The following is a 21,645-nucleotide window of genomic DNA, read 5'->3' on the forward strand; positions in this document are numbered from 1 at the left end:
AAATTAAAGCGAGCATATCGCGGCTTTAAATTTAGTGGCGAGTGAGTGAAGCTTTAAAATTTAAAAATGGTATAGATAAAGTTATTTTGTTGCGTACCTTAAAAACCTCACAAATTCTTACCAAGTAAAATGCCAAGATAGCTTGCAAGTAGGCAAAAAACAAGGTTTAAAAAGATATTTAAAAAGCCTTTTATCAGCTCGCCTTCTATTAAAAATTTCACGCTATCAAGGCTAAAGCTTGAAAATGTTGTAAATCCGCCAAGTATGCCAACGACCAAAAATACTCTCACGCTTTGGCTTAAATTTAGACAAAACAAAACGCCGATAATAAAGCTGCCAAGCACATTTACGCCAAGTGTGGCTAGCGGAAAGTGACTAAATTTTAGCAGCTCACCGGCTAAAAACCTGCACCCAGCTCCGATAAAGCCTCCAAACCCTGCAAAAAGTAAATTTGCAAGCATTAGTGACAGATACTTGCGAAGCTAAAACCACGCTTAGTAAGCTCCTCGATATCCTTGCTAGCTTTCTCACCTTTTGCAGTGAGATAGTCGCCTATCACGATCGCATCGGCGCCATTTTCAAAGATCTCGTACTGTCTATCGCCTAAAATTTTCTCCCTGCCACCAGCTATCATGACTCTAGTTTCTGGAAGAGCGCTTTTGGTATCACGTACGATCTTTAGGGCTTCATTCACACTAAGAGGGGGCAGATCAAGAGTTAGAGATTCATTTTTTATGAAAAAATTTATCGGCGATGAAAATGGCTCAAGCTCTTTTAGGCTAGCTAAAAAGCTTACTCTATCGGCCTCACTCTCGCCAACGCCGTAAATTCCACCAGTGCAAAGCATAAGCCCAGCTCTTTTTGCATCTAAATTTGTCTGATATCTCTCGTCCCAAGTGTGTGTTTTACAAATTTTTGGGAAAAATTCTCGGCTTGTTTCAAGGTTATGGTTGTAGCTAAAAATGCCAGCTTTTTTGAGCTCGCAAAGTTGCTCATAAGTCGCCATGCCGTTACATGCGATGAGCATCAAATTTGGCACTTCTTTGCTCACTGCTCTTGCTAAAGATGCGATATAGTCGGTCTTTTTGTCATTTAGCCTAGCACCACTTGTAACTAAACAAAAGCCAAGAGCGTGGTTTTTATAAGCCATTTTGGCCTCGTCCACCACCTGCTGCACGCTTTTTTCTTTAAATTTTGAGATATCCGCACCGGCTTTGGCACTTTGCGTGCAGTAAGCGCAGTCCTCGGCGCAGTTTCCTTGAGTGACTGAGCATATCGCACAGAGCATAATTGTTTTCATTTTTCATCCTTTTTGGGGCGTATTATAGCTTTGGTAGGTTTAAAATTTAAGTAGGGTGATTTATGAATTTGCAAAAATAGTTTGATGAAATGTATAAAATTATTTTTATTCAAAGGGAGATAAATGGGCTTGAGTTACGATCTGTTTGCAGCTGCGAGCTAGCGAAGCCAAGAGCCGTCCCCTTATCCCCTTTAATCATCTAAGCTCTTTGCACGTTAGAAGTGCATGCTGTGTCGGCAAGCTAAGGATTTTAGAGATAAAATAGGCGAGTAGTTCTTGCTTTTTATCCTAGTTGTTAATATCACAAGGCTGGTTGGCCTAGGCATCTGGCGTAAAAACTATAGACTTTCGATGTGAATAAATCTAGGCGAAAGTCCGTTTTTGCTGATCTCAAGACTTTTTAAATTTTATAAATTTAAAAACGCAGAGTAGTAATTTATCTTTTAAAAAATTTCCACGGCAAGGCTTTTGAGTCCAGAAAGTTTTGCGATTAGCGCTATGTTTTTTACGCTAGCTCCAGAGCCTACAAAAAGGCTCTTTAGACTAGAAAGGCTTGCTGGCGCGTCAAGGTTCTCATGCGAGTCTCATTTGATATGAAGGCTTTTTAAAATTCTTTGGCATCACACCGTATCAAAGAGCCTTTAAGGTATTTTCGTGCAAAAGCTAAGCTCTTCAAAAACGTTTTGTTCGCTTCTTAAAAAAATTCACACCACTCATCAAGTACGGCTCTTTTTTTATTTGAAGGTTTTGTACTACTGTGTGAAGCTACCATCTAACTGAGTGCAGTTTATGACGAGGCTCTTTTACCCTTTGTACTGGCTAACTTCTACAATGGTTCCAGGCATTTAAAGTCCAAATTTATAAAAGCCAAATTTAGGCTCAAGGGCTCAAATTTGGCTAGAAATTTTTAGTTTTCAGAGATAAGGGTCTTTTTCTTACACTTTGTGCACTCCACAAAAGTACCTTTTTTAAGCTCTTTTTTGATCATATCGCCGCCACATTCGTCGCATTTTTGCTCAACTGGCTCGTAGTTTGAGATGAAGTCACATTTTGGATAGTTGGCACATCCATAAAATTTACCGCGCCTGCTAAATCTCTCGACGATCTCGCCACCGCATTTTGGACATGGCACATCAAGCTTTTTAAGCTCACGTTTTGGCTTAGCAGCCGTTGCAGTGTCAGTTTCTGCGCTCTTTTCATTATCTTTTGCGACGTTTCTTGAGTATTTGCATTTTGGGAAATTTGAGCAAGCTATAAATTCGCCGTATCTGCCCTTTCTAAGTACTAGCTCGCTTCCGCACTCTGGGCACTTCTCGCCGATCGGAGTGGCTGTTTTTAGGCTTTTTATGCCAGTTTTGCCAGCGCTAATTTTTTCCATAAATGGATAGTAAAAGTCGCTTAACACCTTTTGCCAGTTGGCCTTGTCAAGTGCGATTTCATCGAGCTTCTCTTCAAGATGTGAAGTAAATTCGCTATCAACGATATTGCTAAAGTGCTCCTCCAAAACGCCTATCATGCTAAATGCGATCTCGTTTGGTATGAGCTGCTTTTTCTCGACTCTCACGTAGTCTCTTGAGGTTAGCAGCGTGATAGTTGGTGCATAGGTACTTGGGCGACCGATACCTAGGCTCTCTAACTTCTTAACAAGGCCAGCTTCTGAGTACCTAGCTGGTGGCTCGGTGAAATTTTGCGTGCTTTTTATGCTTTGCAAGCTCATCTCGTCGCCCTTTTTTAAATTTGGCAAAATTTTATCCTTATCAAGCTCGCCATAAACTTTGTAAAAGCCGTCAAATAGTACCTTTCTGCCGCTTATCTTAAACTCGCCTTTTTCGCTTGCGACATAGACATTTTGCGTTTGGCTCACACATGCGCTCATTTGGCAGGCTAAAAATCTATTGTAGATGAGTGTGTAGAGTTTTAGCGCATCCTTTTCTAGAAATTTAGCAGCAATTTGCGGTGTGAAGTTTAAATTTGTAGGGCGGATCGCTTCGTGGGCTTCTTGCGCGCCTTTTGAGCTTGTCGTGTAGCTTATCGCTTTGGCTGGCAGATACTCTTTGCCGTAGTTTTGCAATATATGCTCTCTAGCGGCTGCAACGGCCTCTTTGGCTAAATTTAAGCTGTCCGTTCTCATATAAGTGATCGCACCCATGAAGCCTTCGTTTGTTTGCACGCCCTCATAGAGGCTTTGTGCGATCATCATCGTCTTTTTAGGGCTAAAGCCAAGGCGGTTGCTCGCACTTTGCTGAAGCGTTGAGGTCATAAATGGCGGGCTTGGCTGGGTCTTTCTATCCTTGCTCTCGATCTCTCGGACGCTAAATTTCTCATTTTGTAAATTTTCAATGATGTATTTTGCACGGTCTGGGTTTTGGATAGTGAGCTTTTCTATCTTTTGATTTTCAAATTTAACTAGCTCGGCGTCTAGGTCTTTTTTAAAAACGGTGTCTATAGTGTAGTATTCAACTGGCTTAAATGCCTGGATTTCACGCTCACGGTCAACTATTATCTTTAGGGCCGCACTTTGCACACGGCCAGCGCTTAAGCCTTTTTGTATCTTTAAATTTAAAAGCGGACTTAACTTGTAGCCAACGATGCGGTCTAGCAAGCGCCTTGTTTGCTGGGCATTGACGCTGTTCATATCGACGTGTCTTGGGCTTTTTAGAGCGTTTTGTATGGCGCTTTTGGTGATCTCGTGAAAGACGATGCGAGGCAGACTGGTTGGCTCTTTGCCGATGGCGTTTGCGATGTGAAACGCGATCGCCTCACCCTCTCTATCCTCATCGGTCGCGAGATAAATTTCATCAGCACCCTTAGCAAGCTCTTTTATCTCTTTTACGATGGCTGAGTGATCACTGCTGATACGATACTCTGGGGTAAATTTATCATCTTCTATCTTAATGCCAAAGCTAGTTTTTGGCAGGTCTCTGATGTGGCCTTTTGAGGCGATGACGTTGTAGCTTTTGTCTAGAAAATTTTTGATAGTCTTTGCTTTTGCGGGGGATTCCACGATGATTAAGCTTTTCATTATATATAGCCTTTGTATTTTTTGGCGTAATTGTAGCAAAAATAATTTTTAAAGTATCAAGGCATAAAAAATCAAGCCCAAGGTCTATCTTTTGAAAATTTTTCATTCATACCTATAAAGTTTTTAGAAAATTTCACGATATAGTTTTTGTGCGACAAGAAGTCGTAACTAAAAAATTAAAAGGATTTACAATGAGTTTTCGTATTAACACAAACGTAAACGCACTTAACACGCACGCTAACGCAGTTAGCAACAACACTGACCTATCTAAGTCACTTAACAAACTTAGCTCAGGTCTTAGGATTCAAACAGCTGCAGACGATGCTTCAGGTCTATCTATCGCAGATAGCTTAAGAAGTCAAGCTTCAGCTTTAGGTCAAGCTATTGCAAACGGTAATGATGCTATTGGTATCATTCAAGTTGCCGATAAAGCTATGGACGAGCAGCTAAAAATTCTTGATACTATCAAGACAAAAGCTACTCAATCAGCTCAAGACGGCCAAACAACTCAATCACGCCAAGCATTGCAAGCTGATATCGTTCGTCTAATGGAAGAGCTTGACAATATCGGTAACACTACTTCATTTAACGGTCAGCAACTACTAAACGGAACATTCTCTAATAAAGAATTCCAAATAGGTGCTTACTCAAACCAAACTGTTAAAGCAAGTATTGGTGCGACTACGTCTGATAAGATCGGTCTTACACGTTTTGAGAGTTCAAGACTACTTACAGCTATGGGTGAAGTAAACCTTAAATTCTTAAACGTTGATGGTGTAAACGATGTAGGTGTTACAGGCGCTACTATCTCAACAGGTATCGGTAAAGGCCTTGGCGCTCTAGCCGAGAACATCAACAAAGTTGCTGATAGAACTGGTGTTAGAGCTACAGCTGATGTTACTTGGAAAGCAAGTGCTGCTATTGGTGGCGGCTTAATTCAGTCTTTAACAATCAATGGCGTTAAAATAGGCGACCTAGAAGTTAAAGCAAATGATGCAAACGGTGCACTTGTAAATGCTATCAACTCTGTAAAAGATCAAACTGGTGTTGAAGCTTCTGTTGATGCTGAAACAGGCAAAATGGTATTAACAAGCCGTGATGGCCGTGCTATCGTAGCTTCTGGTAAAGACATCTCAAAGGGTCTTGGCGGTAAAGGTGCAGCTGCTAAAGGTACATCTTTAACTGGATTCGTAGGTAGACTAAACCTAGTTCGTCTTGACGGTAGAGATATTAAGCTAAATGCTGGTGGCGTTGCTAAACTATCATTGGCATTCTCTGCTAATGGTGGTGCTCAACAATCAGTATCACTAAGAGATATAAGAGGCCAAATAGATAAAAACCTAGCAACTGCTATGGGCTTCCAAAGAATGAGTGGAGCTTTATCAGTAGCTCAATCTGCTGGTGTTATGACACTTCGTGGTGCGATGGCTGTTATGAGTATCGCTGAGTCAGCTCAAAAAACACTTGATCAAGTTCGTTCAGACCTTGGTTCAGTTCAAAACCAACTTCAAGCTACAGTTAATAACATAACTGTAACTCAAGTTAACGTAAAATCAGCAGAATCTCAAATTAGAGATGTTGATTTTGCTAGTGAGTCTGCTAACTTCTCAAAACATAACATCCTAGCTCAATCAGGTGCTTATGCTATGAGTCAAGCAAACAGCGTACAACAAAACGTAATGAAGCTTCTACAATAGTAGGAGCTGAGTGAAATTTCCTCGAAAACGTAATGAAGCTACCACAATAGTTTTATTAAGGTTTTAGATAGAGGCTTTGTCGTAGTAACAAAGCCTTAAGAGTGTTAATGCTTTTACAATACGCAAACCCACGCCCCAAAGTCTAACTTTGGGGCTTTATCTACTAAAAATAAATAGTAATGTATCTATTTTGTCTTTGCTCTAATGGTTTAATAATGGGTTGTGTTATAAATTTATAATCGTGACAGAGGCTTACTAAAACTAGTAAGCCAAATAAAAAGACTGTAAGTAAAATAATTCTACTTACAAATTAGTTTATATACTCAGTATAAAATTTTCTTTTGCTTTTCCTATCTCATTTTTAGTTATTAGTTTTCTTTTTTTAAGCTCAGCAACAAGAGTTTTTGAAGCTTTTTTAGTAACTTCAATATCAGCATTTAGGCCGCCAGCTGCGGAGAACATCCAGTACTTGTGCATATTTACCCACATAAGAAGTTTGTTGGTTTTTTGGATGGTCGTGTCACTTGGCGCTACAGAAATTTTTGCAAGCTCAAGTTCTTGATAATAAACTGAAATTTGCAATATATTATCTACATATTTTTGATAATTACGTTTTGCGATTACATCTTTTAGCTTATCTATCTTTTTTGTTATTTTAAGAAGCTCATCAAAGTGCTTTTTTTCTGTTTTATTTTCTTTATTGAGCTCAAGCAATTTATCTATGCTAGGCACCACCTCCAAAAAGACTTTTTCTATTTGTTGTTTGACTTCACTTTGAGCTTTTATTTTTGCAAGTATGACTTTATAGGCTTTTAAAAGGTTTTTATTTACCGTCGTTTCACTATCTTTTTTTATATTAGGCAGTTTTTTAATCTCTTTGTCTTTGCAAAGCTCATGCATTACTTCTAAAAACGGCCTTTCTATAGTTCCTTCTATTCTAGCACCACCTTCGGTACAGTTATATGATTTTATATTCTCTAAGCTTGATTGGGCGATGTCATTTTCAAACTGGTTTTTAAATAGAGTCCAAACATATGTTGTTTTAACCTCTCCCTCTCCACCATAAGCTTTAACAAATATATTTTCATCCGCTTGTGCAAAAGCGTGACCTTTTGCATGGCTCGCTCCATCTTTACCAAAAGCTAGATCCTGTCCTATGAAAACGATATTTTTATGTCCTAAGACATAGGCTAGCTGGTAGGCCATGTTTGCGCAACTATGTCCCACGCCCAAATATCCATATCTTTTTAGACCAAACATATACTCCTCTTGTTGAGGTCTCATGGTTAGTACTAGTTTTCTTGGCAAGATATTTTTAATAGTTTGCTTGTGTGTAACTGAGGCAACAATAAAGTGTATATTGTCATCAATATTTGGATACTTTTTTTCAAAAAAACTAGAAGTTGGCTCTATTCTTTCAATCGACATTACATAATCAGGCTTGATATCATGTCTTGCAAGGATTGGATAAGAAGCATCAACGCTTATAATGGTAACATATGGAGCAAATTTTTTAAGTGTATTAAGCTGTTTATCTAGGCTTGGGCCAGTTGATACAATTATAGCTGTATCCATAAGACCATATCTTTTTTTAACAAGACTTGTGTAGCAATAATTGCTAATCATGGGCACTAAATTTTCACAATTTTGTCTTGTGCCTAATAAAAGATCGTCTATGCTATTGCCGTGAGCAACTACTATTTGAGAAAATGCTCTTGTAATCTCTTTGTTTATTCTTATGTAGTCCTCTTCAAATTGATCATAAAAAGGCATATGAATCATAAGATTATCATAGGTTTTTGCATATGAGTTTAGTTTTGCTTCTGTAACCAGATAATAAAAATGTGTATAGGTTGCAAATTTTGAATAAAAAAGTATTATCCGCCCACTTTCTAGTTCGCTTGATAGATCAATAACATTTAAAACAAGATATATGATCTCGATCTCTGGCTCTATGACTACTATTTTTTGGTGCGTTTCATTTTTTGCTAGTGCTTTATAGAGCACACCATTGCCTAGTCCATAAAAAAATAGTATCGGATAACGTTTATAGTCACTTTCTATATCTTCAAGTAGCTTTAAAATGTCTGCTCCAGGATTTTCATAGATATATTTAAAAGTATGCTTGTTTATTAAATTTATATCAATGGGATCTTTTCCTATAAAAATTTCATAGTCTTCATTACCCGCAATAGACCAAAGTCTAGCTGCTAGAATTTCATCTTGCTGAAATAGTGCTTGAAGATTTTTTTGAAAGATAGGATTTTGAGTATTCGCTCCGTTATCTTTAGGCAGGTTAGTCTTTTTACTAGGTAATTTATTGTTTTTACTATTCATATTAAATCCTCTTTTGTTACTCTTTCGCTAAATTTTATATCTCTTTTTGCTGACCTTCCGATCAGTTCTTTTAAAAATTTAGGATGCAGACCATATCCTGGGCGCACGCTCCTTACATTTTGCTCACTAAAAATTTCACCTTTTTTTATATCTTTGCTTGCATAAAGTGAGCGTGAAAATCTCCTGTTTAAAACCGCTTTTTCGTCTAGCTCGTAGGTTGCTTTGCCTAAAAGCTCCTCAGCCTCTCTAACGCATTTTGTCATAAGGGCAAATTCGCTCTCATCAAGGCTAAATGCGCTATCAACGCTTTTTACGCTTTTATCAAGTATAAAGTGTTTTTCAATTATCCTAGCACCCAGGCTAACCGCCACTACCGGGGCTGTCACACCTAAAGTGTGATCTGAAAAGCCGACCTCTACGCCAAATTTCTCTCTCATATCAGCTATCGTTTGTAAATTCATGCCATTTAGCGGTGCTGGGTAGCTTGAAGTACACTTTAAAAGAGCAATATCGCTATTGCCTGCATTTTTACAAATTTGCACCACATCTCTTATCTCTTCTTCATAGGCTATGCCAGTTGAGATGATAATGGGCTTGCCTTTTTTAGCTATAAACTCTACAAAATCATAGTCCGTTACCTCAAAACTTGCGATCTTGTAAGCTGGCGGGTTAAACTGCTCTAAGAAGTTGGCGTCGTCCTTGCAAAATGGACTTGAAAAGCAGACAAGTCCTTCTTCTTCTGCTACTTTAAAAAGTTCGGCGTGCCACTCTTTTGGCGTTAGCGCCTCTTGGTAAAGCTCGTAAAAATTTCTCCCATCCCAAAGTCCGCCCTTTATGACAAAGTCGTCTAGGTGCGAATTTAGAGTCAAACTATCAGGCGTATATGTCTGAAGCTTTATCGCGTCAGCTCCAGCGCGCTTGGCTGCCTTTATCGTATCTACTGCCGTTTTTATGCTGCCGCTGTGATTAGCGGAGAGCTCTGCTATTATAAAGACCTTTTTGTCTGTATCAAAATTTCCTATTTTCATCCGTTAGTCCGTTTTATTTTTAAGCTCAAGATAGCTAAATTCACCATCTTTTGCATAGATCCTAAAGCCAAAATTTTTATAAAGTGCGAGCGCTTTTTCGTTGTTATTATAAGCTTTTGCCTTTAGCGAGCCAACCTTTAGCGTAAAAAATGCGTAGTTTTTTATAAGATCAAGCAACTTTTTGCCCACACCTTTTAATTCTGGATTTTTATAAACACCAAATTCACAACTTTCTTTCGTGATATCAACAAAGCTTATCACTCCGATAAATTCGTTTTCGTCCTTTACTAGAAAATAGATCTTATCTTGAATGCTCTTTAATCTCTCTAAAAAAGCAAAATGCTCCTCTTTGTCAACACTTTTGTTTTTCATAAATTTGGCTATACACTCGTCGTTTCGCCACTTTAAGATCATCAGCTTTTGCTCGTCACTAAGCGAGGTAAAATTTATAAGCTCAAGCAAATTTCATCTCCCCAGTAAGCTTCATACCCATTTTCTTTTAGCCAAGCAAAGATCTCTTTTTGATTATCCGCTACGCAAATGGCTTTAAATTTAGCCCCTAAAACATAAGCTTCATTTACAAGTGAGCTTGCTGTTATGATGAGCATTTTAGCTTCGTTCATCAGCCTTGCTACATTTTTACTATCTACAAAAAGACTAAAATTTTCGCTCTTGCTTGATAGCTCTTTTAGTGCGCTTAAGTTTTTATTTCCGCTAGTTGTTATGACGGCTGTTTTTAGCTTTTTAAGAAGCAATTTTTCTGAAATTTTAGCACTTAGCCCTGAGATATCAGTGCCTCCAAGAATGATAGCATAGTCGTAAATTTTCTCCCTTTTTACCTGCGCTTCTTCATAAAACTCATCTCTAACTAGCAAAAACTCGCTTCCGCAAAATACCTCACAGCTTTTTTCTACCAGCCCCTCATATCTTGCCTTTTGCGCATACAAATTTACATTTAATATGTAGTCTGCAAAATGTTTTTCGTAAGTGTCGTCAAATGATAAAATTTTAATGCCAGTTTTTTCTTTTATAGCTCTTTCGTCTTCAAAGCTAAAGCCGTAGTGATCGATGATGAGAAGTTCAAATTTATTATCTTTTATAAGCTCGCAAAGCTCATCTATCTCGCCACTTGTTAAGCTAAATTTAGAGTAGTTTATCTCATCAAAAATGTCACCATCTAGCCTCAAAGATGCAAATGAGATGTCGTTAAATTTTTTAGCAAGCAAAAGGTCTCGCCTAATGTGCCCATGCCCTATCTTGCTGCTACTATCAGCACGCACGAGCGTTTTTAGCAGGGGGAGTCCTTTAAATTCTTTCAATCAAATCTTTCCATTATTTATCAAATAAAGCTTCTTAGCAAACTCAAAATCCTCTAGTGTATCAATATCGCAGACTAAATTTCTTGGCAATAAATATGCCTTTGAGTGTGGCGCAAACAAGGCACTACACTCCAGCCAAGCCTCTTTTTTACCAAAATAAAATGCCCCAGCGTCATGAAACGCAGGCTCAAGATCTTGTGAGCGTGTCTTTTCAAACTGCGGATAAAACATGCTAACTCTAGCGTTTTCGTCAAGCTTTATCGCCCTTTGTATAGGGAAATCAAACGCAGTCGCTGAAAATAAAAATTTACACTCCTGCTTTTTAAACTCTCCTGCGGCCTCTTTTAAAATTTCAGCCGTTATAAGCGGTGCTGTAGCATAAAGGCAGCAGACGTCACTAAAGCTAGAATTTATGCGCCTTATAGCGTCTTTTATCACGTCAGTGCTTGTCGCGTAGTCATCGCTTAGGCTCGCATCTCTAAAAAATGGCACGATAGCTCCAAATTCTCTAGCCACATTTGCGATCATTTCGTCATCGGTGCTTACGATCACTTCGCTAAAAACTTTAGAATTTAGCGCAGCCTCGATGCTATATGCGATTAAGGGCTTGCCTAAAAAGTCTTTGATGTTTTTGCCAGGTATTCTCTTGCTGCCACCTCTTGCTGGGATGATACAGATCATTTTTACTCGCTAAAGCTTTTTAGCACATCAAGAAGCGTGCTTGCAACAAATTTAGCATCATCCACGCTCATGCCGTGATGGCAAGGGATGCTAAGCTCGGCGCTATAAAATTTCTCCGCATTTGGTAGTGAAATTTCGCCAAGAAGCGCTTTGTAAAAACTAAATTTATATGTTGGCTTGTAATGCACCTGCACACCAACGCCTTTTTGCAAAAGTGCTTCAAAAATTTGTTCTTTTTTATCCCAAAATTTCTCATCCAAAAGCACCGGATATAGGTGCCTTGAGCTAGTTGTATTTGCTGGGATCTTTATAGTTTTAAAATATTCACATTCGCTAAATTTCTCATCATAAAATTTAGCTATCTCATTTCTTTTAGCGATAAAGTCGTCCAGTCTTTTTAGCTGGCTAAGTCCCAAAGCGCAGGCCACGTCTGTGATCCTGTAGTTGTATCCAAGCAAGCTCATGTCGCTATCCCAAAGCTTTGTTTTAGCGATGCCGTGGCTTCTATATAGCCTTGCTAGCCTTGCTAGCTCATCGTCGTTTGTAGCAATCGCGCCGCCTTCAAGCGTGGTGATAGGCTTTACAGGGTGAAAGCTAAATATGCTAATATCAGCCTTAACGCCCACTTTTACGCCATTTTGCACGCTACCAAGGGCGTGAGAGGCGTCGTCTATCACTTTTATGCCGTGTTTTTTAGCTAAATTTATGATCTTATCTAGTTCCACTGGGTTGCCACCGTAATCAACCGCAGTTATAACCTTTGTCTTTGGCGTGATAAGAGCTGGAATTTTCTCTTCATCGATATTGCCATCCATCTTAACATCGCAAAATTTAACCTGCACTCCTGCCATCAAAGCCGCATTTGCAGTGGCTGCAAAGGTGATGGGCGTCGTGATCACTTCATCGCCATCCTTTACGCCTAGGCTTAGATAGGCTACGTGCAGAGCCGAAGTGGCTGAGTTCATGACGACAACATGCTTTACGCCAACATAGCTTGCTAGCTCCTCTTCAAATTTACCGACCTTTTGGCCACCTGTTAAGATGTCGTCTCTTAGCGCATCTGCTACTACCTTGATATCCTCTTCTGTGATCTGCTGACGGCTGTAAGGTATCATTTAGCATCTCCTATCATCTCAAGAAGGCCTGCTCTATCGAGCCAAATTTTATTTGTATTTGAGCTATATTCAAAGTCCTCGCTCACTGGTTTGCCCTTTTGATGGAGAGCATTTGTCGAGAAGTCTTGCGCTGTTAAAAACTGGATAGACGGACTAATAACATAGTAATCATCAAATTCGTATGTAAGATGCGCGTCATCTCTTGAGATCATCATCTCGTGCATCTTTTCTCCTGGGCGAATGCCTATGATCTTGACGCCAAGATCTGGTGCAAGGGCTTTTGCGAGATCGACCATCGTCATTGACGGGATCTTTGGTATGAAAATTTCGCCGCCTTTCATCCTCTCAAAGTTTTTAAGGACGAAATTTACACCTTGCTCAAGCGTGATCCAAAATCTTGTCATCTTCTCATGTGTAATAGGAAGCTCTTTTTCGCCTTGCGCGATCAGTTTTTTAAAGAGTGGTACGACTGAGCCACGAGAGCCAACGACGTTTCCATATCTTACGACGCTAAATCTTGTCTTTTTATCCCCAACAATATTATTTGCAGCAACAAAGAGCTTATCGCTTGCTAGCTTTGTGGCTCCATACAAATTTACAGGATTGCAAGCTTTATCGGTTGAGAGAGCGATGACCTTACTAACGCCACACTCCAAAGAGGCGTCGATGACGTTTTGAGCGCCATCTATGTTTGTTTTTATGCACTCCATTGGGTTATATTCTGCGATTGGTACGTGTTTCATCGCAGCTGCGTGAATGACGTAGTCTATACCACTCATCGCGGTTCTTAAGCGCTTATAGTCCCTCACATCGCCGATGAAAAAACGCATCGCTTTATCTTTAAAGACTTGAGCCATTTCGTATTGCTTTAGCTCGTCGCGTGAGTAGATAACTAGCCTTCTTGGATTGTATTTTTTTAACAAAATTTCGGTGTATTTTTTACCAAAACTTCCTGTTCCGCCGGTGATTAGTATTGATTTATCATTAAACATTATTGCGCCCTTTACTAACTATTTTTGGGGTATAAATAGCTAAATCTAAATTGTATTTTATAAAAATTTAAGCAAAAGCTATGCCAAATTTTTAAAATTTATTAAAAAATTTTTTATCTTTCTAGATTCTATTTCGTCAAATTTTAATTAATGTTTAGAGAAAATTATAAAAGCAGCGTTTAAATTTTACCTTTGCAAGGTCGCAAAGGCTAAAAACTACTTCAAAATCCTAGGCAAAGTGATGCCCTCTTGCGCTTGGTATTTGCCATTTTTATCAGCATAAGTCACCTCGCAAGGCTCATCACCCTCGATAAATAACACCTGCGCGATGCCCTCATTTGCGTAGATCTTCGCAGGAAGTGGCGTCGTGTTTGAGATCTCTATCGTGATATGCCCCTTAAATCCGGGCTCAAAAGGTGTGACGTTTACGATGATACCGCACCTTGCATATGTGCTTTTGCCAAGGCAGATCGCTAGCACATTATCAGGCATGTTAAAGTACTCGATCGTGCGCGCTAGAGCAAAAGAATTTGGTGGCACGATGCAGACGTCGCCCTTAAAATCCACCACGTTTTTTTCGTCGAAATTTTTTGGATCGACCACGGTACCGCCGATATTCGTAAAGATTTTAAACTCGTCGCCCACGCGGATGTCGTAGCCGTAGCTAGACACTCCGTAGCTAACCACGCCGCGTCCGACTTGCTCCTCGGCAAACGGCACTATCATATTTTTCTCAACCGACATTTTTCTTATCCAAGAGTCTGACTTTAAACCCATTTTTTGCTCCTTTTTTGGGCGATTATAACGCTTTGCGTCTTTAAAGTAAATTTAATAAAGCGAATAAATTAGATGAAAATTAGTATAATTTTAACAGCAAAAATTAATAAAGGACAAAAATGCAAGAGAAAAATGCAGAAATTTTTACTGGCGAGCGTGCGATGTTTGGGGCAAAAAGTGTAAATTTTACAAACTGTATCTTTGAAGATGGCGAGTCGCCGCTAAAACACAGCTCAAATTTAAAGCTAAATGAGTGCGTTTTTGCCTACAAATATCCACTTTGGTACGCAAATGATATCACGCTAAATGGCGGATACTTGGAGCCTCTAGCAAGAGCTGGCATGTGGTACAGTGCAAATTTAAGCTTCAAAGGCGCGCTCATCAACGCTCCAAAAAGCTTTAGAAAAAGCTCGCAAATTTCGCTAGAAAATATAAATTTTTCAGATGCTAGTGAAACACTTTGGGGATGCACGGATGTGAAGATAAAAAATGTTTTTGCAAAAGGCGATTACTTCGGGGCAAATAGCGAAAATTTGGAGATAGAAGGGCTAAATCTTGATGGCAACTACTGCTTTGATAGTTGTAAAAATGTCCATATCACAAACTCAAAACTTATCTCAAAAGATGCTTTTTGGAACTGCGAAAACGTGACCGCGCAAAACTGCCTAATCTCAGGTGAATATCTGGCTTGGAACTCAAAAAATGTGACGCTCATAAACTGCACGATAAAGAGCTTGCAAGCACTTTGTTACGTGGAAAATTTGGTCGTAAAAGATTGCATTTTTATGGATACGAGTCTTGCGTTTGAATATTCAAGTGTCGATGTAAGCACAAGCGGAGCGATAAAAAGCATAAAAAATCCAAAAAGTGGCGCAATAAGGGCAGCAAAGATAGATGAGATCATCATCGATGAAAATTTAGTTGATACTAAAGGAATTAAAATAATTATTACTGAAAAATAACTTAGCAAAAAAGAGTAACTTTGAGTTCTCGTTTTTGCTTCATAAAAAAATTTTTTATCTAATTTTCGCTACAATTAGACGCTTATATAAAAATTTAGGAGAAATTTCTATGAAAAAAGAAGATATAAAAGAGCTTATCGAATTTTTTAATGATATGGAGATGAATCATATCAAAATAAAAAGTGGTGATTTTGAGGTAGAGCTTGAAAAATTTTCAGATTATTGCGCGCCTGCTAAACCAGCAGCACAAGCACCAGCTCCAGCACCTGTAAATGTAGTCGTTAATTCAGAGGTAAAACCAGCCACAAACTCGCCAAAAGATAGCATAAAATCTCCTATGGTAGGTACTTTCTATGCTGCTCCAAGCCCAGGTGCCGCTCCATTTGTAAAAGTAGGTCAAAGAGTAAGAAAAGGCGATGTAGTAGGTATCATCGAGGCTATGAAGATAATGAACGAGATCGAGGCTGAGTTTGACTGCCAGATCACTGAGATGCTAGTCTCTGACGGACAGCCAGTTGAGTTTGGATTGCCGTTATTTGGCGTGGAGAAAAATTAATGGAATTAAAAAGAATTTTAATCGCAAACCGAGGCGAGATCGCTCTTCGTGCTTTGCGAACGATAAAGGAGATGGGTAAAGAAGCCGTTGTAGTCTATTCAACCGCTGATAAAGACGCACTTTACGTAAAATATGCCGACGTAGCTATTTGCATCGGTAAAGAGCGCTCAAGTGACAGCTATCTAAATATCCCAGCTATCATAAGTACAGCTGAGATCAGCGAAGCAGACGCTATTTTTCCTGGTTATGGCTTTTTAAGTGAAAATCAAAATTTTGTTGAAATTTGCTCACATCACAAGATCAAATTTATAGGACCAAGTGTCGCTGCAATGGCTTTGATGAGTGATAAAAGTAAGGCAAAACAAGTCATGCAAAGAGCTGGCGTACCAGTCATACCTGGCTCAGACGGCGCTGTGGCTGATACAAAAGCAGCAAAAGAGCTAGCTAAAAAGATAGGCTATCCAGTCATCTTAAAGGCTGCTGCAGGTGGTGGCGGACGTGGTATGCGCGTGGTTGAAAAAGAGGCTGATTTAGAAAAAGCATTTTGGTCTGCTGAGAGCGAGGCGATGAGTGCATTTGGCGATGGCACAATGTATATGGAAAAATATATCCTAAACCCACGCCACATCGAAGTTCAAGTAATTGGCGATAGCCATGGCAATGTACTTCACATCGGCGAGCGTGACTGCTCGATGCAGCGTCGCCACCAAAAGCTGATTGAAGAAAGCCCAGCTATTTTGCTTGATGAAAAGACAAGAGAGAGACTTCACGAAACAGCCATAAAAGCGGCAAAAGCGATTGGTTACGAGGGAGCTGGTACGTTTGAGTTTTTGGTTGATAAAAATTTGGACTTTTACTTCATCGAGATGAATACAAGACTTCAAGTTGAGCACACAGTGAGTGAGATGGTAAGCGGACTTGATATCATCGAGCTTATGATAAAAGTGGCTGAAGGCGAGGCACTACCATCACAAGAGAGCATCGAGCTAAAAGGTCATGCGATCGAGTGTAGGATAACAGCTGAAGATCCAAATACATTTACGCCGTGTCCTGGCAAGATCACAAAATATGTCTGCCCAGGTGGCCGCAATGTAAGAATGGATAGCCATATCTATCAAGATTATTCTATACCGCCGTATTACGATAGCATGATCGGCAAACTCGTAGTTTGGGACACCGACAGAAATAGGGCGATCCATAAGATGAAAGTAGCTCTTGATCAGCTCATAATAAATGGCATAAAAACAACAAAAGATTTTCACATCGCCATGATGGAAAATAAAGACTTTTTAAGCAATAACTACGATACAAATTATCTTTCAAGACACTAAAATTTTTAAGTCAGGATTTGCAAAAAGCAGATCTTGGCTTAAATATTAAAATTTTTTAAGTTTATCTTAGGGGAAGCATGGTAAACAAAATCAAAGATCAAAATACAAAATTTTTCTCAAATGCCGACCTTGCAAAGCTATTTTTCCCTATTGCGGTTGAGCAGTTTTTAGAGTATAGCCTAGGGCTTGCAAACTCGCTAATGGCAGCAAGTGTTAGTGAAAGCGCTGTAAGTGCGATTAGTCTTGTGGAATTTGTCATGGCGCTATTTATTAGCATTTTTACAGCTATCGCTACTGGCGGCTCAGTGGTTGCTAGCCAGTATCTAGGCAATAAACAAAGTGGCAACGCCAAAATCACAGCAAATCAGCTCGTATGGTTTAGTTTTATCTTTGCCCTTTTTATCGCAGCGGTCATCATAGTTTTAAAAGATATTATCCTAGATTATGTCTTTGGCGATATTGGTGAGCAAGTAAGGCATGATGCTAGTCACTATCTTGTTTTCTCAGCTATTTCTGCGCCATTTTTGGCTGTCTATGCAGCAGCTGCGGCGATCTTTCGCACAATGTCAAATGCCAAGCTTCCTATGTATATTATGGCGGCTGCAAATTTATTAAACGTACTTCTAACTGCCATTAATATTTATACATTTCATACTGGTATTTTAGGTATTGCCATCAGTACGCTTATAGCCAAGATGCTTGCTTGCTTTGTTATAGTCTATTTGCTTCTTGATATAAGGCTAAAACTTCACATAAGAAAGAGCTTTATCTATAAATTTGACTACGAGATCATCAAGAAAATTTTAAATATCGGTGTACCTTATGGCTTTGAAAATTCGATGTTTTATGTGGGTCGCATCATCGTTTTGAGCCTTGTTTCACTTTTTGGCACGGCAAGTATCGCTGCAAATGCCGTGGGAGGGACGATCGTGATGTTTCAAGTGCTCCCTGGCATGGCGATAGGCACAGGACTTAGTGTAGTTATCTCAAGGTGCGTTGGCGCAAACGACTTTGCTCAGGCTAAATTTTACGTAAAAAAATCGATGATAAGCATCTATATCGTGCAGCTTTTTAGCACGGCAGTAATTTTGCTTTTACTTGAGCCATTGCTTCTTGTTTATAATCTCTCGGAAGAAGCTATAAATTTAACAAGACAGATCGTCTGGTATCACGGTATAGCTATGTGTCTTATTTGGCCACTTGCCTACACATATCCGACCGTTTTTCGTGCTGCAGGGGATGCTAAATATCCGATGATTGTAAATTTAGTTTGTATGTTTGCTTGTAGAGTCATCTTGGCCTATATCTTTGCACTCACATTTGATCTTGGCATGATAGGTACTTGGTTTGCAATGTTTGCTGACTGGGCTGTAAAGGCGGTGCTTTTTACTATTAGATACTTAAAAGGCACATGGATGAAATTTAAAGCTATTTAAAAAGAAATTTAGTAATATACAAGCGATTTTGTCGCAAAGGATAAAAAATGAAAAATATATTTAAATTTGGTGCGGTTTTGCTTACGGCAACTCTTTTTGCTGGATGCGCGAGTGAGAGCTCAAGGGTTGTCGAGACTCCAAAAGTGGCAAGCTACGGCACAGTTTACAATGGTCAAAAAATTTCGGTTTCGATAGGTCGATTTAATAATCAATCAGCTTACCAAAATGGTGTATTTGCTGATGGTGAAGATAGGCTTGGTAACCAAGCTCAAAGCATTTTAATCACAAATTTACAGCAAAGTGGCAGGTTTTTAGTGCTTGATAGATCAAATATGAAGGTGATCAAACAAGAGAGTGAGCTAAGTAAAACTGCTCAAAATCTAAAAGGTGCAAGATACGTGATAACTGGTGATGTGACCGAGTTTGGACGAAAAACTACTGGTGATCATCAGCTATTTGGCATACTTGGCAAAGGTAAGCAACAAACCGCCTATTCAAAGGTAAATTTAAATATCGTTGATACCAAAACGGCTGAGGTTGTCTATTCAGTTAGCGGCGCTGGCGAATACACCCTTTCAAACAGAGAGATCATAGGCTTTGGTGGCACAGCAGGATACGACTCTACGCTAAATGGCAAGGTTTTAAGCCTAGCTATTATTGAAGCGGTAAATAATCTCGTAAATGGCATAGAAAGTGGAGCATGGCAAGTAAAATAAGGCTTGCCGGCCTCGCGCTTTTTGCGCTATTTTTAGCGGGTTGCAGCCACTCAAGTGCTCCAAAGTCGCTTTATTATTGGGATGGATCATATAGTAGCTCGCTATATAGTTATCTAAATGAAGAGGGCGATACAAACGAGCAAATTTCACGCTTAGAAAATTTGGCGCAGATATCAATACAAAAGGGCTATAAGATCGCTCCTGGCGTATACGCACACCTTGGACTTTTATACTTAAATAACGGAAATTTAGGCGCTGCAAATGCAAATTTTGACAAAGAAGTAGAGAATTTCCCAGAGTCAAGGGAGTATATAAATTTCATCAAAGGCTCTAAAAATTTGACTCCAAAAAAAGTAGAGCAAAAAGAGGGAGCAAATAATGAAAAATAGCCTGAAATTTATAGCCTTTGCATTTTTAGCAGTATTTTTTACGGGCTGCTCTATAAAAGAGCCTGAGCCATACGACTACTCAGAATTTTTACAAAAAAGACCTCACTCTATCTTGGTACTTATGCCAACAAACGATAGCACAGAAATTTCAGGTCCAGCTGCTGTTTTAGCAAATGCAGTCGCACCATTAAGTGAGGCGGGATACTACGTATTTCCAGTAGCTCTTGTAAATGATACCTTTAAGCTAAATGGCATAACCGAGCCAAGCGAGATCGCAGCCGTGCCACTAAATAAGCTTGATAAAATTTTCCATGCTGATAGTGTGCTTTACATCAATATAAAAGATTATGGTACGAGCTATGCAGTCATCTCAAGCTCAACAAAGGTTGTCCTTGAAGCAAAGCTTATCGATATAAAAAGTGGCGCTACTCTTTGGCAAGGCAGTGCTATGGCAGCAGAAGATAGCAGCAGTGGCCAAAGCAGCCTACTTGGCATGTTAGTCTCAGCCGTCATCTCACAGGTGGCAAATACCATCTCAGATAGATCATACGATCTAGCAGTAATGGCAGATGCTTATTTATTTTCAAGAGATTGCCATAACTGCATACTTTATGGACCATATTCGCCGTATTATGGCAAAGATGCACAGCTTCATAAAGATAGATAAATTTAATGAATACTCATCGTCTTGGGATACTCCTTACTTTAGTTGGCGGTATCCTTTGGGGATTTAGTGGGGTTTGTGGGCAGTATCTATTTTCACTTGGTATAAATTCTGATCTTTTGGTGCCATATAGACTGATGCTAGCTGGCATTGTTATTGTGATTTTTTATGCTTTTAAAGAACCAAGTACCGTTTTTGCTCCGATTAAAGATATAAAGCTACTTGGCGAGTTTTTAGTCTATGCCCTGCTTGGGCTTATGATGACGCAGTACGCTTATTTTTACTCCATTGAGCTTTCAAATGCCGCAGTTGCGACTGTTATTCAATACACTGCGCCAGTTCTCATCCTAGCCGTCATCTGCCTAAAAGAGAAGCGAGCACCAAGACCACTTGAAATTTTAGCTCTGCTTTGCGCGATGCTTGGCGTATTTTTCCTAAGCACACATGCTCAAATTTCATCTCTTGTCATTTCGCCAAAAGCGCTATTTTGGTGCTTGGTGAGTGCCATTTGCGTTTGTGTTTATAATCTTGCTCCAGCAAGGCTAAATGCTAAATATTCAGTCACTCTCACGCTTGGCTGGGGCATGGTTATGGGCGGAATAGTGCTTGCTTGCTATATGAGAGTTTGGGATTTTGCTGGGCTTAATGGTATAAATCAATGGCTGGCATTTATTGCTGTTATTGCGCTTGGCACCATTTTTGCATTTAGCTTTTATATGATAGGTGTTAAGCTAATAGGCGCAGCAAAAGCTAGTTTATTAGCCTGCATAGAGCCACTAAGCGCAGCATTTTTTGGCTACTTTTGGCTTGGAACAAAATTTGTATTTTGGGATTTTTTAGGATTTGCTCTAATAATCTCTTGTATATTTTTACTATCAAAAAGAGAAAAAATATGATATTTCTAGCACAAACTGATACGACAGCTGGCTTTTTGAGTAAAGATTATAAAGAGATAAATAAGGCCAAAATGCGTGATGAAAATAAACCTTGCCTTATCACGACGGCAAAATTTAGCGTTTTAAATGAGCTTGTTAGAGTGCCAAAAAAATATAAAAATTTTATACGCCGTTCAAGGAAAGCCACATTTTTGTATCCAAATTTAAAGGCTATTAGAGTCGTAAAAGAGTGCGAGCACGAAAAATTTTTAGCTAAATTTGACTGGCTTTATTCAAGTAGTGCGAACAAAAATGGGCAAAATTTTAATGAAGCTTGGGCTATGAGCGTGGCTGATGAAATAGTAGATGATCATTTTTTCGAAGATGCTCCATCAAAAATTTATAAAATTTCTCGAAAAAAAATAAAACGTTTAAGATAACTAGTAAA

The 21,645-nt window shown here is 39.2% G+C and carries 21 protein-coding genes; 10 read left to right on the plus strand and 11 right to left on the minus strand.

Translation table 11 applies throughout. From position 1 onward, the window contains the following. Window positions 1–107 precede the first annotated feature (107 nt). From crcB to topA, 3 genes are all read right to left on the minus strand, one after another. On the minus strand, window positions 108–461 hold the full coding sequence (crcB, locus tag F3H00_RS05480) for a fluoride efflux transporter CrcB (protein ID WP_148799008.1): 354 nt from the start codon (window positions 459–461) through the stop codon (window positions 108–110). Beyond that, window positions 461–1,300, minus strand: coding sequence for a biotin synthase (locus tag F3H00_RS05485; RefSeq protein ID WP_148799010.1), 840 nt, complete (start codon window positions 1,298–1,300; stop codon window positions 461–463). Before F3H00_RS05485 ends, crcB begins: the two co-directional genes overlap by 1 nt. 907 nt (window positions 1,301–2,207) lie before the next feature. Next, window positions 2,208–4,325: a type I DNA topoisomerase gene (gene topA, locus F3H00_RS05495; protein ID WP_187424098.1), complete on the minus strand. Its 2,118-nt coding sequence runs from the start codon at window positions 4,323–4,325 to the stop codon at window positions 2,208–2,210. A 188-nt stretch (window positions 4,326–4,513) separates the two neighbouring features. On the opposite strand from topA, the gene F3H00_RS05500 reads away from it, so the two are divergent. Further along, window positions 4,514–6,019 carry a flagellin B gene (locus F3H00_RS05500; RefSeq protein ID WP_103604124.1) on the plus strand — a complete coding sequence of 502 codons (1,506 nt, stop codon included), beginning with the start codon at window positions 4,514–4,516 and terminating at the stop codon, window positions 6,017–6,019. A gap of 315 nt (window positions 6,020–6,334) precedes the next feature. Here the strand turns inward: F3H00_RS05500 and F3H00_RS05505 are convergent, their stop codons facing one another. The 8 genes from F3H00_RS05505 to dcd all read right to left on the minus strand — a co-directional run bounded on the left by F3H00_RS05505 (window position 6,335) and on the right by dcd (window position 14,268). Further along, a complete protein-coding gene (locus F3H00_RS05505; protein WP_148799014.1) occupies window positions 6,335–8,356 on the minus strand; it encodes a motility associated factor glycosyltransferase family protein in 2,022 nt (673 codons plus the stop codon). Beyond that, window positions 8,353–9,384 (minus strand): pseudaminic acid synthase, encoded by a 1,032-nt coding sequence (pseI, locus tag F3H00_RS05510; RefSeq protein WP_148799016.1) that lies wholly within the window; start codon window positions 9,382–9,384, stop codon window positions 8,353–8,355. Before pseI ends, F3H00_RS05505 begins: the two co-directional genes overlap by 4 nt. Before the next feature lie 3 nt (window positions 9,385–9,387). After that, the gene (gene pseH / locus F3H00_RS05515; RefSeq protein WP_148799018.1) at window positions 9,388–9,846 is read right to left on the minus strand and encodes a UDP-4-amino-4,6-dideoxy-N-acetyl-beta-L-altrosamine N-acetyltransferase; all 459 of its coding nucleotides are present in this window, start codon (window positions 9,844–9,846) and stop codon (window positions 9,388–9,390) included. Continuing rightward, window positions 9,831–10,703, minus strand: a complete 873-nt coding sequence (pseG, locus tag F3H00_RS05520) for a UDP-2,4-diacetamido-2,4,6-trideoxy-beta-L-altropyranose hydrolase (protein ID WP_148799020.1) — start codon at window positions 10,701–10,703, stop codon at window positions 9,831–9,833. Before pseG ends, pseH begins: the two co-directional genes overlap by 16 nt. After that, a complete protein-coding gene (gene pseF / locus F3H00_RS05525; protein WP_148799023.1) occupies window positions 10,704–11,384 on the minus strand; it encodes a pseudaminic acid cytidylyltransferase in 681 nt (226 codons plus the stop codon). It abuts the gene before it with no gap. Window positions 11,385–11,386: 2 nt separating this feature from the next. Then, window positions 11,387–12,499, minus strand: coding sequence for a UDP-4-amino-4,6-dideoxy-N-acetyl-beta-L-altrosamine transaminase (gene pseC, locus F3H00_RS05530; RefSeq protein ID WP_148799025.1), 1,113 nt, complete (start codon window positions 12,497–12,499; stop codon window positions 11,387–11,389). Continuing rightward, window positions 12,496–13,491 carry a UDP-N-acetylglucosamine 4,6-dehydratase (inverting) gene (gene pseB, locus F3H00_RS05535; protein WP_148799027.1) on the minus strand — a complete coding sequence of 332 codons (996 nt, stop codon included), beginning with the start codon at window positions 13,489–13,491 and terminating at the stop codon, window positions 12,496–12,498. The genes pseC and pseB overlap by 4 nt, the downstream gene beginning before the upstream one ends. Before the next feature lie 216 nt (window positions 13,492–13,707). Further along, window positions 13,708–14,268 carry a dCTP deaminase gene (gene dcd, locus F3H00_RS05540; protein ID WP_021091674.1) on the minus strand — a complete coding sequence of 187 codons (561 nt, stop codon included), beginning with the start codon at window positions 14,266–14,268 and terminating at the stop codon, window positions 13,708–13,710. A 119-nt stretch (window positions 14,269–14,387) separates the two neighbouring features. On the opposite strand from dcd, the gene F3H00_RS05545 reads away from it, so the two are divergent. From F3H00_RS05545 to F3H00_RS05585, 9 genes are all read left to right on the plus strand, one after another. Next, window positions 14,388–15,230 carry a DUF3737 family protein gene (locus F3H00_RS05545; RefSeq protein ID WP_107775495.1) on the plus strand — a complete coding sequence of 281 codons (843 nt, stop codon included), beginning with the start codon at window positions 14,388–14,390 and terminating at the stop codon, window positions 15,228–15,230. A gap of 109 nt (window positions 15,231–15,339) precedes the next feature. Next, a complete protein-coding gene (gene accB, locus F3H00_RS05550; RefSeq protein WP_021091650.1) occupies window positions 15,340–15,786 on the plus strand; it encodes an acetyl-CoA carboxylase biotin carboxyl carrier protein in 447 nt (148 codons plus the stop codon). Continuing rightward, window positions 15,786–17,117: an acetyl-CoA carboxylase biotin carboxylase subunit gene (locus tag F3H00_RS05555; protein ID WP_149703764.1), complete on the plus strand. Its 1,332-nt coding sequence runs from the start codon at window positions 15,786–15,788 to the stop codon at window positions 17,115–17,117. Before accB ends, F3H00_RS05555 begins: the two co-directional genes overlap by 1 nt. Before the next feature lie 77 nt (window positions 17,118–17,194). Beyond that, the gene (locus tag F3H00_RS05560; RefSeq protein WP_148799031.1) at window positions 17,195–18,553 is read left to right on the plus strand and encodes an MATE family efflux transporter; all 1,359 of its coding nucleotides are present in this window, start codon (window positions 17,195–17,197) and stop codon (window positions 18,551–18,553) included. 47 nt (window positions 18,554–18,600) lie between these two features. Next, entirely contained in the window at window positions 18,601–19,269 is a 669-nt protein-coding gene (locus tag F3H00_RS05565) for a CsgG/HfaB family protein (RefSeq protein ID WP_148799033.1), read from the plus strand. Further along, entirely contained in the window at window positions 19,254–19,658 is a 405-nt protein-coding gene (locus F3H00_RS05570; RefSeq protein ID WP_148799035.1) for a DUF4810 domain-containing protein, read from the plus strand. Before F3H00_RS05565 ends, F3H00_RS05570 begins: the two co-directional genes overlap by 16 nt. Continuing rightward, a complete protein-coding gene (locus tag F3H00_RS05575) occupies window positions 19,648–20,325 on the plus strand; it encodes a DUF799 domain-containing protein (RefSeq protein ID WP_107785399.1) in 678 nt (225 codons plus the stop codon). Before F3H00_RS05570 ends, F3H00_RS05575 begins: the two co-directional genes overlap by 11 nt. A gap of 5 nt (window positions 20,326–20,330) precedes the next feature. Beyond that, window positions 20,331–21,218, plus strand: a complete 888-nt coding sequence (locus F3H00_RS05580; RefSeq protein WP_148799038.1) for a DMT family transporter — start codon at window positions 20,331–20,333, stop codon at window positions 21,216–21,218. Next, window positions 21,215–21,637, plus strand: coding sequence for a threonylcarbamoyl-AMP synthase (locus tag F3H00_RS05585; RefSeq protein ID WP_021091590.1), 423 nt, complete (start codon window positions 21,215–21,217; stop codon window positions 21,635–21,637). The genes F3H00_RS05580 and F3H00_RS05585 overlap by 4 nt, the downstream gene beginning before the upstream one ends. Window positions 21,638–21,645 lie beyond the last annotated feature (8 nt).

This window comes from Campylobacter concisus, from assembly GCF_902460845.1.
In the GTDB taxonomy this organism is placed as follows: Bacteria; Campylobacterota; Campylobacteria; order Campylobacterales; family Campylobacteraceae; genus Campylobacter_A; species Campylobacter_A concisus_X.

What these genes read in the sequence shown, in the direction of transcription:
- F3H00_RS05505 (WP_148799014.1), bottom strand. Translation starts at nt 8,356, where the DNA reads ATGAATAGTAAAAACAATAAATTACCTAGTAAAAAGACTAACCTGCCT.
- F3H00_RS05580 (WP_148799038.1), top strand. Translation starts at nt 20,331, where the DNA reads ATGAATACTCATCGTCTTGGGATACTCCTTACTTTAGTTGGCGGTATC.
- dcd (WP_021091674.1), bottom strand. Translation starts at nt 14,268, where the DNA reads ATGGGTTTAAAGTCAGACTCTTGGATAAGAAAAATGTCGGTTGAGAAA.
- F3H00_RS05485 (WP_148799010.1), bottom strand. Translation starts at nt 1,300, where the DNA reads ATGAAAACAATTATGCTCTGTGCGATATGCTCAGTCACTCAAGGAAAC.
- pseI (WP_148799016.1), bottom strand. Translation starts at nt 9,384, where the DNA reads ATGAAAATAGGAAATTTTGATACAGACAAAAAGGTCTTTATAATAGCA.
- crcB (WP_148799008.1), bottom strand. Translation starts at nt 461, where the DNA reads ATGCTTGCAAATTTACTTTTTGCAGGGTTTGGAGGCTTTATCGGAGCT.
- F3H00_RS05545 (WP_107775495.1), top strand. Translation starts at nt 14,388, where the DNA reads ATGCAAGAGAAAAATGCAGAAATTTTTACTGGCGAGCGTGCGATGTTT.
- F3H00_RS05565 (WP_148799033.1), top strand. Translation starts at nt 18,601, where the DNA reads ATGAAAAATATATTTAAATTTGGTGCGGTTTTGCTTACGGCAACTCTT.
- accB (WP_021091650.1), top strand. Translation starts at nt 15,340, where the DNA reads ATGAAAAAAGAAGATATAAAAGAGCTTATCGAATTTTTTAATGATATG.
- F3H00_RS05555 (WP_149703764.1), top strand. Translation starts at nt 15,786, where the DNA reads ATGGAATTAAAAAGAATTTTAATCGCAAACCGAGGCGAGATCGCTCTT.
- pseF (WP_148799023.1), bottom strand. Translation starts at nt 11,384, where the DNA reads ATGATCTGTATCATCCCAGCAAGAGGTGGCAGCAAGAGAATACCTGGC.
- F3H00_RS05575 (WP_107785399.1), top strand. Translation starts at nt 19,648, where the DNA reads ATGAAAAATAGCCTGAAATTTATAGCCTTTGCATTTTTAGCAGTATTT.
- F3H00_RS05500 (WP_103604124.1), top strand. Translation starts at nt 4,514, where the DNA reads ATGAGTTTTCGTATTAACACAAACGTAAACGCACTTAACACGCACGCT.
- F3H00_RS05570 (WP_148799035.1), top strand. Translation starts at nt 19,254, where the DNA reads ATGGCAAGTAAAATAAGGCTTGCCGGCCTCGCGCTTTTTGCGCTATTT.
- F3H00_RS05585 (WP_021091590.1), top strand. Translation starts at nt 21,215, where the DNA reads ATGATATTTCTAGCACAAACTGATACGACAGCTGGCTTTTTGAGTAAA.
- pseB (WP_148799027.1), bottom strand. Translation starts at nt 13,491, where the DNA reads ATGTTTAATGATAAATCAATACTAATCACCGGCGGAACAGGAAGTTTT.
- F3H00_RS05560 (WP_148799031.1), top strand. Translation starts at nt 17,195, where the DNA reads ATGGTAAACAAAATCAAAGATCAAAATACAAAATTTTTCTCAAATGCC.
- pseC (WP_148799025.1), bottom strand. Translation starts at nt 12,499, where the DNA reads ATGATACCTTACAGCCGTCAGCAGATCACAGAAGAGGATATCAAGGTA.